This window comes from Leifsonia sp. 10N434, assembly GCF_056394405.1.
Genome location: NZ_JBFTHV010000001.1, coordinates 481,545 through 493,376, shown reverse-complemented (window position 1 = coordinate 493,376; position 11,832 = coordinate 481,545). Strand labels below are relative to the sequence as shown.

The window sequence follows — 11,832 nt, the reverse complement described above, 5'->3', positions numbered from 1 at the left end:
ATCCGTGATGTGGATGATAGGGCGGTGCGGGCGCACGGGCGCATGGCGCCTCAGCGCAGGTCTGCGGCGATCTCTGCTGCGGCCTGGGCGAGCCGCGCCCCGATCGCGGCGGTGTCCCGCCCGTTCGCAACGTAGACGACGGCGACGGCGGCGACGGGCTGGCCGGTGACCGCGAGCGGGGCGGCGACCGACGCCAGGCCCGGGATCACCTCGTCGTGACTCGTCGCATAGCCGCGGGCGCGTGCATCGGCGGCCTCGTCGCGCGGGTGCTCGTCGGGCAGGGTGCGCCACTGCGAGTCGGTCAGCGCCGACTGGATGGCGATGCCGGGCGCACCGGAGGCCAGCGGATGCCGCGTGCCGGGACGCTGCGCGACGGACGCGTGGGCGTGGGCGGGCTCGACGGCCACGAGGGTGACGACATCGCGCCGGTCGAGCACGGCGAGGAAGGCGGTCATCGAGAGATCGTTCGCGACCGCCGTGAGCTGGGGGAGCGCGGCCGCCTGCAGATCGCGCGAGACCGACCGGGCGAGGGTCGCCATCCGGGGCCCGAGTTGCACGGAGCCGGACCGATCGCGCACGACCAGGCCATGATCCTCGAGCGTGCGCAGGATGCGGTACGCGATGGACCGGTGCACGCCGAGCGCGGTGGCGATCGAGGCGATCGTCATCGGGGCGCCGCGCTCCGCGAGCACCTCGAGCACCCGGATGCCCCGCGACAGCGTCTGGGAATGCGGAGCGGGAGCGGCGTCGCCGGTCGGATCGCCGGCCGTTTCGCCGCCGGGTCCGGTGGTCGCGGGCATGGCCTCATTGTCTCGCATCCGCCCCCTCGCGCCGGGGATGCCACTCACTCAGGTCGCGAGGCCGAGCTCGTTGCGCCAGTGCGCGAGGAACTCGGCGCCGGCCGTGTCGTGGATCGCGTCGCCGATCGTGATCACCTCGTACGGCCGCTCCAGGATGCCGTCCGCCGGCCGCACGTCGACGTGCGCCACCTCGTACCCGGCGTCGTGGACGAAGTCCGCCATCTTGTAGTCGCTGCGCGAGTCGCCGATCGACCGCCAGCGCCGAGGCAGCGGGCCGCGCGCCGCGAAGTAGTCGAATGCGCGCTGGGCGCCGCGATCCTTGTCGAGCAGCACGGACTCGATGTCGGTCGAGATGATCGTCGGATCGATGCGGAAGGGCACCTCGCCACGGGCATCCGGCGCCACGCGCTCGCCGTAGCGCAGCCCGATGCCGAGGCCGGTCAGCAGTTCGAACGCGGCGTCCTCGAAGCGGCCCTGCGCCTCGGCGTACGTCTCCGGATCGACGTCGGTGCGTTGCTCCACCGAGATCATCGCCCGCTTGGTCTCGTCGAAGAACATCGCGTCTGCGAAACGCTCGCGCACCAGCATCCGGATGCCGTCCACCGCGTCGTCGCCGAACGCGACCGTCTCGTCCACGGTCACCTCGCCCAGGCCGTCGCCGGTGATCGCCGCCCAGGCGCCGCCCTTCTCGAAGACGCCGAACATGCGGGCGCCGTGCTCCTCGAGCGCCTCGGAGAGACCGGCATCGCAAAGCGGGGCCACGACCTGATTGCGGATGAAGTCGCCCGAGCGCCCGGTGATGAACGCGATCGGCACCCCGGCCGCCGTCATCGCGACGAGGTCGGTGACGATGCTGCGGATGTTGATGGTGCGGGTGATCGGGCTGGCGATCGGCCCGTCGACGTCGAAGAGGAGTCCGAGATTGTGCACGGTCCATTGTCTCGCGCGACACCGCGGGCGTCGCACCTGCGTCGTAGTGTGAGAGTCCTATGCGACTCCTCCTCATCCGTCACGGCCAGACTCCCGACAACGTGCGCGGCGCCATCGGCACCATCGCGCCCGGTCCGCGCCTCACCGCGCTCGGCACGCGCCAGGCGAAGGCGCTGCCGGCCGCCCTGGCCGACCAGCGCATCGACGCGCTCAGCGTGAGCACTCTGGTTCGCACGCAGCTGACCGCTCGTCCGCTGGCCGCCGCCCGCGGACTGAAGCCACTGGTCATCGACGGACTGCGCGAGATCCAAGCGGGGGATCTCGAGGGCAAGCACGATCGCGACTCGGTGGCGATCTACCTGAAGACCTTCCTGGCCTGGGCGTCCGGCCAGCTCGACGCGCGCATGCCGGGCGCCGAGAGCGGTCACGAGTTCTTCCGCCGCTACGACGCGGCTCTCGAACGGGCGATCGCGGCGGATGCCTCGGACGACGCGGATCGCACGGTGGCGGTGGTCAGCCACGGCGCGGCCATCCGCACCTGGGTCGGCCTGCGGGCGGGCAACATCGAGGCCGACTTCGTGCGCGAGCACATGCTGTCGAACACGGGTCTCGTCGTCGTCGACGGCGACCCGGAGAGCGGCTGGCGGCTGCTCGACTGGGAGAGCGAGCCCGTCGGCGGCGAGGAGCTCGCCGAGCACGCCGTGGGCGAGGACCCCACCGGCGAAGCGTTCTGACGGGAAGGCGCCGGCGCGGGCGGTAGGCAACGCTCGCGGCGGGCCGGCGCGGAGTCAGCCGGCCGGCAGCACCGCCTGCACCAGGCGGGCGGTCGTGGCCTCCTCGGCCGGAACCCGGCTGATCGCCCGCAGGATCACCGCGCCGACGAGTGCCTCGCCGATCTCGGTGAGCGGGGCGCCCGCGGGAAGCTGCCCGGCATCCACCCCGGCCTGCAGTCGCACGATCAGACTCGAACTGGCGCCGAGGCTCTCGTGCAGACGGCGCCCGACGTCTTCGTTCTCTGCGGCCGCCGAGATGAGCGAGCGCATCAGCGCCTCGCCCCCCGGATGCTGGGCGATCGCCAGGATGCTGCCGAGCCAGTCGGTGAGATCGGCGCGCAGGTCGCCGGTGTCGGGCGGGTTGAGATCGTCGGGCAGCAGGAGGCCCTCGATGAGGCAGTCGGCGACCAGCGCGCCCTTCGACGACCACCACCGGTAGATGGTCTGCTTGCCGACCTTCGCGTCGGCGGCGATGCCCTCCATCGTGAGGTGGTCGTAGCCGCGGGTCGCGAACTGCCGGGCGGTGGCCTCGAGGATCGCGACCCTCGCCACCTCGCTGCGGGCCGGTCCGCGTCGGTGCTCAGACATCCTCACATCTTATGTTCAGAAGACGAGACGGTCCGTATCGTATTATCAAGCGCCGGCACGAGCGGCGCGGACGAGAGGCGTGGACCATGGCAGAACTGCTCTACAAGCTGGGCGTGTTCGCAGCCCGCCGGGTATGGGTCGTCATCACCGCCTGGGTGGTCGTGCTCGCGCTCGCGGTCGGCGGGTTCCTCATCGGGTTCAAGACGCTCACCTCGAGCTTCGACATCCCGGGGACCGCATCCGGGGCCGTCACAGACGAGCTCGCCGCCAAGCTGCCCGACTTCAGCGGGGCATCCGGAACCGTCGTCTTCACGACCCGCGACGGCTCGGCGCTCACCGCGACGCAGCGGGAGCAGATCAGTGCGCTCGTCGCCGACGGAGACGACCTGCCCGACGTCGCGACCATCAACGATCCGTTCGCCTCGGAGGCGCAGCGCGCCGACCAGCAGAAGCAGCTCGCCGACGGCGCCGCGAAGATCACCGCCGGTCGCGCGCAGCTCGACGCCGGCCAGAAGCAGTTGGATGCCGGCAGCGCCCAGCTCGCGGCCGCCCAGTCCCAGCTCGATCAGGCGCGCGCACAGGCGACGGCGGCCGGGGCACCGACCGACCAGCTGGACGCGCAGCAGCAGCAGCTCGACGCGCAGAAGGCGCAACTCGCGGCGCAGCAGACGAAGCTCGACGCCGGGCGCACGACCCTCGAGCAGCAGAGCACGAAGGCCGACCTCGGCGCGAAGCTCCTCGCCCTCTCCGACGGCATCAGTGTCGTCTCGAAAGACGGCTCGACCGCACTGGTGAACGTGGCGTTCACCGTGCCGCGACTGGAGCTCTCCGAGTCGTCGAAGCAGGCCGTGATCGACCACTTCGAGTCGAAGAAGATCGACGGCGCGGACGTCTCGTTCTCGACCGACATCTCTCAGGGCGTTCCGCAGATCTTCGGTGTCGGTGAGGCCGCCGGTCTCGTGTTCGCGGCGGTCGTGCTGCTCGTGATGCTGGGCGGCCTCATCGCCGCGTCGCTGCCGATCGTGACCGCCCTCGTCGGCGTGGCCATCGGCGTGGTCGGTTCGCTGGCCTTCTCCGGCATCGTCCAGATGGCATCCGTCACGCCGGTGCTCGGCGTGATGCTGGGGCTCGCGGTGGGGATCGACTACTCGCTGTTCATCGTGAACAGGCATCGAAAGCAGCTGCTGCAGGGCGCGGAGGTGCGGGAGTCGATCGGCCTCTCCAACGGGACGGCCGGCAACGCCGTCGTGTTCGCCGGCTCGACGGTGATCGTCGCACTGCTCGCGCTGAACGTCACAGGTGTGCCGTTCCTCGGGCTGATGGGAACGGTCGGCGCGGTGTGCGTGGCCGTGGCTGTGCTGATCGCGATCAGCCTCACGCCCGCGCTGCTCGGACTGTTCGGCACGAAGATCCTGAACAAGCGCGCCCGCGGCCGCATCGGCCACGAGCGTCACCAGCCGAAGCCGGTGCGCCCGATGTCGACGGTTCGCTCCATCGTGACCGTGCTGGTGAGCATCGTCGCGCTGCTGATCGTGGCGATCCCCGCCCTCTCGATGCGCGTCGGCCTGCCCGACGGCTCGACCGAACCGGCCGGATCCGCGTCGTACCGCGCCTTCACGACGACCGAGAAGGCGTTCGGCGCCGGTGCGAACGGGCCCCTGCTCGTCACAGCGGCACTGCCCGCCGGCCTCGACGACGATCAGGTGCTCGAGAAGCAGGTGCTCGTCGCGCAGAAGATCGCCGATCAGCGCGACGTGGTCGCGGTGGCGCCGATCGCCGTGTCCGACGACAACCGGCTGGCGGCCTTCCAGGTCGTTCCGAAGGAGGGCCCGAACAGCGTCTCGACCGATCGGCTCGTGCGCGATCTGCGTTCGCTTCCGGCGGTCGGCGGCATCACGCTCGGCGTCGCGGGTCAGGCCGCGATCAACATCGACATCTCCGAGAGCCTCGCGAACGTGCTGCCGCTCTACCTCGTCGTCGTGGTCGGGCTGTCGCTCCTCATCATGATCCTGGTGTTCCGGTCGCTGCTCGTGCCGCTGATCGCGACGGGCGGGTTCATCCTGTCGCTCTTCGCCACCTACGGCGCCATCGTGGCGGTGTTCCAGTGGGGCTGGTTCGCCGACGCACTCGGCATCCACGGGACGGGGCCGATCCTGAGCTTCCTGCCGGTGATCCTGATCGGCATCCTGTTCGGGCTCGCGATGGACTATCAGCTCTTCCTCGCGTCCGGGATGCGTGAAGCGTATGTGCACGGAGCATCCGCACGCGTAGCGGTGATGCAGGGTCTGCGCGCTGGCCGGTCCGTGGTCACGGCGGCGGGGCTGATCATGGTCTCGGTCTTCGGCGGGTTCATCTTCTCGGAGTCGACGATGATCCGCTCGATCGGCTTCGGGCTCGCCATCGGAGTGCTCCTCGACGCGTTCGTCGTGCGCATGCTGCTGATGCCGGCCCTCATGCACCTGCTCGGCCGTTCGGCCTGGTGGCTGCCGCGCTGGCTCGACCGCATCCTTCCGAACGTCGATGTGGAGGGCGCCGCACTCGAGCGCCGCCACCACAGCGTTCCCGTCGTCGACGAGGCGGAGCATCCGGACGTGCGCGTCGGCGTCTGACGCCCTACGTGTTTTCGGCCGCTCGGCCTGAGGGGCCGGTGCGCGCGTCATAGATTCTCCCGGTGCTGCCTCACGCGGATGGCGGCCACGAGAAGGGAGTTCGGCGTGAGTGGTGGCATGCGGAGACGTTCTGGTCGGTGGTCGCTGGTGGCGGCTGCGGCCGCGGTGATCGGTTCGCTCGTGACGGGATGCGCGGCGGGGTCGCTGACGTCGCCGAGTGCCGCGAGCGCGTCGAACGCCTGGGATGCGGCGACCGGCACCATCGGGCTCGGCGAGCCGTCGGAACAGGTGCTCGAGCTCTGGTTCGATCCGCTGTGTCCGTGGTGCGCGAAGTTCGACGCGGAGAACGGCTCCGCGATCGCGGACCTCGTCGAGCGGGGCGAGGTCTCGCTCGTGCTGCATCCCCTGACGTTCCTCGACCGCGAGTCGAAGGGGTCGAAGTATTCGACGCGTGCGTCGACCGTGCTGATCGAAACCGCCCGCGTGGCTCCGGATGCCGTGCTGGCGGTGCTCGCCGAGCTCTACGAACGGCAGCCGGAGGAGGCCACGACGGGTCTCGACGACGCGGAGCTGACCGCCATCGCCGGCCGCCACGACGTCGATGTGCGCGAGGCCCTCCGGCAGCGGGACCACGACGAACTCCTCGCGGAAGTGACGACCGACGCGTTCGCCGGCTCGCACGCGATCACCGGAACGCCGTCCGCTCGCCTGAACGGCGACACCCTCGACCCCGGCGACGGCTTCCTCGAAGACCTCCGCGCCCGCCTAGCCGGCTAGCCCGCTGACTCCCAGGCACCACTTTTCGTCGAGGGGTGGCAAACTCGCCTAAACACGCCGGTGAGAGCCGCATTTGCCACCCCTCAACGAAACGGTCAGGCCGTGTTCTCCTGCGGGTCCGTGTCTTCGTGCGGCTCCTGGGCCTCTGCGCGACCCCGCGCGCGACTCGGCGGCTCGGTCAGGGGCGGCACCACGCTGTGGGTGAGCGCGTAGCGCACGAGATCCTCGATCAGATGGCTGGCCGTCGTCGAGCGCTCGCCGGCGATCCGGAGCAGCGCCGCGTACTCGGGCGCCGTGAACCGGATGGTCAGCGGGAGTCCGCCTGGCGGACGCGCGGGGCCGGATCTGGTCGACGGCGCCTCGGTCGTCGAGTGGAGCGGTGTGGTGAAATCACGCATCGAACCCTCCATGCCTCGAGCAAGAGGGGCGTGGACGTTGTCCGGGCTCCTCTCTCGAAGGGTACCACCGGCCCCTGAGCCCGCTTGCTCCCGCTTCCTTCCGTTGAGGGTGGCCGGTCTCGTTGAGGGGTGGCAAAAGCAGGCCCCACCGGCGTGTTCAGGCGAGTTTGCCACCCCTCAACGGAAGCGGGTACCGAAGGGGGCGCGGGAGGACGGAGCAGCAGCAGGGGCGGGGAGAGCGGCTGTGAGACACTACATTCCATGAGGCGCGCCACCATCTACGATGTGGCCCGCCAGGCCGGAGTCTCCCATCAGACGGTGACGCGGTTCCTCAACGGGTTCGAGGGCATCCGCCCCACGACCCGGGCAAAGGTGCAGTCCGCCATCGAGGAACTGAACTATCGCCCGAACGGCGCCGCGCGCTGGTTGCGGTCGCGACAGTCGAACAGGATCGGCATCCTCGCGCATCGAATGGAGCTGTCGGGGCCGGGGCGGATCATCGCGGGTGCCACCACCGCCGCGCGCAGCCGCGGCTTCGTGCTCGACATCGCGTCCATGGACGGCGAGGACACCGCCTCGGTCGACGCCGCCCTCGACGTCGTGATGGAGCACCAGATCGCGGGCGTCTTCGCCACCGCGCAGACGGATGTGGTGCGCGCCGCCGTCGCCAACCGCGCGATCGACGTGCCGATCTCCATCGACTCCGGTGAGGGCCTGGCGTCGGCCGGGGGCAACCCGCGCGCGCATCCCGGCCTGCTCGCGGCCGCCCATCTGGCGGACCTCGGCCACGGCTCGGTCGCGTTCGTCAACGGCCCCGGCGTGTGGATCGCGTCGGGGGAGCGCCGGAGCGGGTTCGTCGACGAGGTCGCCGCCCGCGGGCTGGAGCTCGCCTGGGAGACGGAGGGCGACTGGTCCGCCGAGTCGGGCTACCGCGCCGCACATGAGCTTCCGGATGGCGTGACCGCGGTCGCGCTCGCCAACGACAGCATGGCCATCGGGCTGATCTTCGGTCTCGCGGAGCGCGGCATCCGGGTGCCGGACGACGTCAGCGTCATCGGCATGGACGACGCCCCCGAGTCGCGGTTCCACCTGCCGTCGCTGTCGACGATCCGCCTGGATTTCGAGGGCGAGGGTGCGTACCTGATGAACGTGCTGATCGCCAAGATCGAGGGCGAGAGCGTCGAGCAGGTCCCCGGATACCGCCTGCCGGAGCTTGTCGCGCGGGCGTCGACGGCCCCACCCGCCGCAAAGTAACCATCCGGTCACGACTCTTGTGCGCTGCTTCACAGCGTGTGTAATGTAGCGGCCAACCTAATGTTGTCGACAACATTCCGGTGACGCAACCGCGGAATGTTGTCGACAACAGTACGACGAAGCAAAGGTCGACGATGACTCAGAACCCTCAGTTCCCCGGCGTGCTCTTCGGAGCCGCCTACTACGCCGAGTACCAGGAGGAGGGAACGCTCGATCGTGACCTCGACCTGATGGTGGAGGCGGGCTTCACCGTCATCCGGGTCGGCGAGTCGGTGTGGTCCACCTGGGAACCGCGCAACGGCGAGTTCGACCTGGACTGGCTGCAGCCGGTGCTGGACGGAGCGCACGCACGGGGGATCGCGGTCGTCCTCGGCACACCCACCTACGCCATCCCGCCGTGGCTTCAGACCCTCCATCCCGAGATCGCGGCGATCGGCGCCGACGGCCGGGCCATCGGCTGGGGCGCGCGCCAGGAGATGGACCAGTCGGTGCCGGTCTACCGGTGGTACGCCGAGCGGGTCATCCGAAAGATGATCCCACGCTACGCCGACCACCCCGCCGTGATCGGCTACCAGGTCGACAACGAGCCCGGCAACAACCTGCCGCACAACGAGTCGACCTTCCAGGCGTTCGTCGGCTGGCTCCGCGCGCGCTACGGCACCGTCGAGCGACTCAACGAGGAGTGGGGACTCGTCTACTGGTCGCACCGGATCTCCGAGTGGTCGGAGCTCTGGCGCCCCGCCGGCAACATGATGCCCCAGTACCAGCTCGAGTGGCGCCGCTTCCAGGGCGAGCAGGCCACCGACCTGATCGCGTGGCAGGCGGAGATCGTGCGCGAGTACGCCCGCGACGACCAGTTCGTCACCACCTGCATCTCGTACTCGCGCGCGCAGATCTCCGACGACGAGCTCGCAGCGGCGCTCGACATCACCGCAGGCAACCCCTACTACCTGATGCAGGACGGCCTCTCCGCCGACGTCGACCTGCCGCGCCGCGCGGAATGGTGGCACACCGGGCCGTGGGCGCTGTTCCAGTGGGGCGACCGGGCCTTCTCGTCGGCGCAGGAACGCTTCCTCGTCACCGAGACCAACGCGCAGTCGATCGGCGGCCCGTGGCAGAACCAGCCGCCGTATCCCGGTCAGATCAAGCAGGCGGCGTTCGCCCTGGTCAGCCGCGGCGCCCGGATGATCGAGTACTGGCACTGGCACACGCTGCACTTCGGAGTCGAGACGTACTGGGGCGGCGTGCTCCCGCACAGCCAGGTGCCCGGCCGCATCTACCGGGAGGTCGCGGAGCTCGGTGCGAGCCTGAAGCGCATCGGCGACGCGCTCGACGGCTTCGAGCCGGATGCCGACGTGCTCATGCTCTACTCCACCGACACGAAGTGGTCGTTCGAGTTCTACCCGCCGCTCGCGACCGAGGAGGGCGGCCCCGACCATCGTTCGTACGCGCACATCGTGGATGCCTTCTACCGCGGCTTCAGCGAAGCCGGCGCGCAGGTGCGGGTTCAGCACACCCGGCAGTTCGTCGAACAGGATGCGGCCGACCTCGTCGCGCAGTATCCGGTGCTCGTCGCCGTCGCGGAGTACGTCGCCGACGACGCCACGCTCGACGCGCTGCGTGCCTACGCCGAGGCCGGGGGCCACCTGGTGCTGGGCATCCGCACCGGCTACGGCGACGAACTGGCCCGGGCGCGGCGGGGTGTCGCCCCCGACCGGCTGCACGAGGCGGCCGGTGTCTGGTACGACGAGTACAGCAACCTGGCGGCCCCACTCACGGTCACCGCGAGCAGCGGCGAGGCGGCATCCGGATTCGAGCTCGAGCCCGGCTCGCAGGCGACCGCGTGGGTCGACGTGCTGAACCTCGAGGGCGCCGAGACCGTTCTGGAGTACGAGCCGACCGAGCTCGGCGCGCGTGCCGCGATGACCACGACGCCGTTCGGCGCCGGGCGCGTGACCTACGTCGGCACGGTGCCCAACCAGCCGCTCGCCCGCAGCATCGCCCGCTGGCTGGTGCCGAGCACGGCATCCGAGCGCTGGCGCACCGAAACGCCCGTCACCGTCAGCACCGGCCGAGCCGGCGAGCGCACCGTGACGTTCGTGCACAACTGGTCGGGCACCGCGCACTCCGTCACCGTCCCCGCCGACAGCACCCTCGTCGAGACCGGCGAGCAGTTCGCCGCCGGGTCCCGTTTCACCCTCGAACCGCGCGACGTCGCCGTGTTCGAGGTCCCCGGTTCACAGGCGTGACCGGACCACCAAGAGAAAGAGAACGCTCATGAGGAAGAAAGCACCGAGAACAGCATTGGCGCTGGGCACCGGCCTCCTGGCTGTCGCCCTCGCGCTGACCGGCTGCACCGGCGGCGGTGGCGGGACATCGGGAACGACGACGAAGCCCGTCTCGCAGTCCGAGATCGACAAGGCGATGAAGACGCCGACCACCCTCACCTTCTGGACCTGGGTCCCCGACATCAAGAACGAGGTCGCCCTCTTCGAGAAGAAGTACCCGGCCATCAAGGTCGACGTCGAGAACGTCGGTCAGGGAGCCCCGCACTACCAGAAGCTGCGCACCGCGCTGAAGGCGGGCAAGGGCGCTCCGGATGTGGCGCAGATGGAGTTCCAGTACATCTCCTCGTTCACCGTGACCGACAGCCTGCTCGACCTCGCGCCGTACGGCGCCTCGAGTCTCAGCAACGAGTACGTGCCGTGGGTCTGGAACCAGGTCAAGCAGAACGACTCGATCTTCGCGATCCCGCAGGACTCGGGACCGATGGGAAACCTGTACCGCGAGGACATCCTCAGCAAAGCAGGAGTGACCAAGGCCCCGACGACCTGGGACGAGTACGCGACGGATGCCGCAGCGGTGAAGTCGAAGACCGGTGTGTTCATGTCGAACCTCGCATCGAGCCAGGCCGGCCAGATGCTCGGACTGCTGTGGCAGGCGGGCGTCAAGCCGTTCGGCTACGACGGCAGCAAGGGTGTGAAGGTCGACGTCAACAGCGCCGAGGCGAAGAAGGTGGCCACGTACTGGCAGGGCCTGATCCAGAAGGGGTATGTCTCGACCGACCCCGACTTCACCGACAGCTGGTACCAGGGTCTCGCCAACGGCAAGTACGCCGGATGGCTGACCGCGGCATGGGCGCCCGTCTTCCTGCAGGGTACGGCCGCGAAGACCTCCGGTCTCTGGCGTGCCGCCGCGCTGCCGCAGACGCCGGGAGCGACGGAGGCATCCGGTAACTGGGGTGGATCGTCCGACGCCGTGCTGAAGACGACGAAGAACCCGATCGCCGCCTACGAGCTGGCGAAGTTCATCAACAATGATCCCGAGTCGACGCTGATGCTGGCGAACAAGCAGTTCCTGTTCCCGACGCTGAACGCGACCCTGAAGGATCCGGCGTTCGTCGACCAGGCTGCACCGTTCTACGGCGGCCAGAAGGTGAACGCGCTGTTCGCCGATATCTCGACCACCGTCGACACGAAGTTCGACTGGCTGCCCTACATGGACTACGCCTACTCGAGCTACACCGAGACGATGGGCAAGGCGCTCGCCGCGAAGGGCGATCTCTCGGCCGGGCTCGACGCCTGGCAGAAGGCCCTCGTCACCTACGGAACCCAGCAGGGCTTCTCCGTCAACAAGTAAGTCGTGCGGGGCGGCGGGCCGACACCGCCGCCCCGGCACGCACCTGGTCGAACAAAGGAGTTCA

The 11,832-nt window shown here is 69.6% G+C and carries 10 protein-coding genes; 6 read left to right on the top strand and 4 right to left on the bottom strand.

Translation table 11 applies throughout. The features are described 5' to 3' along the window. Nucleotides 1-50: 50 nt before the first annotated feature. Together AC1DB1_RS02335 and AC1DB1_RS02330 are read right to left on the bottom strand one after the other, a co-directional pair. Nucleotides 51-800, bottom strand: a complete 750-nt coding sequence (locus AC1DB1_RS02335) for an IclR family transcriptional regulator (protein WP_477199637.1) — start codon at nucleotides 798-800, stop codon at nucleotides 51-53. Nucleotides 801-848: 48 nt separating this feature from the next. Next, nucleotides 849-1,730 carry a hypothetical protein gene (locus tag AC1DB1_RS02330; RefSeq protein WP_477199636.1) on the bottom strand — a complete coding sequence of 294 codons (882 nt, stop codon included), beginning with the start codon at nucleotides 1,728-1,730 and terminating at the stop codon, nucleotides 849-851. Between the two features lie 59 nt (nucleotides 1,731-1,789). Between AC1DB1_RS02330 and AC1DB1_RS02325 the strand changes: the two genes are divergently transcribed. After that, nucleotides 1,790-2,464: a histidine phosphatase family protein gene (locus tag AC1DB1_RS02325; protein ID WP_477199635.1), complete on the top strand. Its 675-nt coding sequence runs from the start codon at nucleotides 1,790-1,792 to the stop codon at nucleotides 2,462-2,464. A gap of 54 nt (nucleotides 2,465-2,518) precedes the next feature. Here the strand turns inward: AC1DB1_RS02325 and AC1DB1_RS02320 are convergent, their stop codons facing one another. Next, the gene (locus tag AC1DB1_RS02320) at nucleotides 2,519-3,091 is read right to left on the bottom strand and encodes a TetR/AcrR family transcriptional regulator (RefSeq protein WP_271176929.1); all 573 of its coding nucleotides are present in this window, start codon (nucleotides 3,089-3,091) and stop codon (nucleotides 2,519-2,521) included. An 86-nt stretch (nucleotides 3,092-3,177) separates the two neighbouring features. Here AC1DB1_RS02320 and AC1DB1_RS02315 point away from each other — a divergent pair, with 86 nt between their 5' ends. Both AC1DB1_RS02315 and AC1DB1_RS02310 read left to right on the top strand, forming a co-directional pair. Further along, entirely contained in the window at nucleotides 3,178-5,700 is a 2,523-nt protein-coding gene (locus tag AC1DB1_RS02315) for an MMPL family transporter (protein ID WP_477199634.1), read from the top strand. 117 nt (nucleotides 5,701-5,817) lie between these two features. Then, a complete protein-coding gene (locus AC1DB1_RS02310; RefSeq protein WP_477199633.1) occupies nucleotides 5,818-6,477 on the top strand; it encodes a DsbA family protein in 660 nt (219 codons plus the stop codon). Nucleotides 6,478-6,572: 95 nt separating this feature from the next. Here the strand turns inward: AC1DB1_RS02310 and AC1DB1_RS02305 are convergent, their stop codons facing one another. Continuing rightward, nucleotides 6,573-6,875 (bottom strand): hypothetical protein, encoded by a 303-nt coding sequence (locus AC1DB1_RS02305; protein ID WP_271176932.1) that lies wholly within the window; start codon nucleotides 6,873-6,875, stop codon nucleotides 6,573-6,575. 261 nt (nucleotides 6,876-7,136) lie between these two features. On the opposite strand from AC1DB1_RS02305, the gene AC1DB1_RS02300 reads away from it, so the two are divergent. The 3 genes from AC1DB1_RS02300 to AC1DB1_RS02290 all read left to right on the top strand — a co-directional run bounded on the left by AC1DB1_RS02300 (nucleotide 7,137) and on the right by AC1DB1_RS02290 (nucleotide 11,768). Then, nucleotides 7,137-8,129 (top strand): LacI family DNA-binding transcriptional regulator, encoded by a 993-nt coding sequence (locus AC1DB1_RS02300; RefSeq protein WP_477199632.1) that lies wholly within the window; start codon nucleotides 7,137-7,139, stop codon nucleotides 8,127-8,129. 134 nt (nucleotides 8,130-8,263) lie between these two features. Then, nucleotides 8,264-10,378, top strand: a complete 2,115-nt coding sequence (locus AC1DB1_RS02295; RefSeq protein WP_477199631.1) for a beta-galactosidase — start codon at nucleotides 8,264-8,266, stop codon at nucleotides 10,376-10,378. A 28-nt stretch (nucleotides 10,379-10,406) separates the two neighbouring features. Next, nucleotides 10,407-11,768, top strand: a complete 1,362-nt coding sequence (locus AC1DB1_RS02290; RefSeq protein ID WP_477199630.1) for an extracellular solute-binding protein — start codon at nucleotides 10,407-10,409, stop codon at nucleotides 11,766-11,768. Nucleotides 11,769-11,832 lie beyond the last annotated feature (64 nt).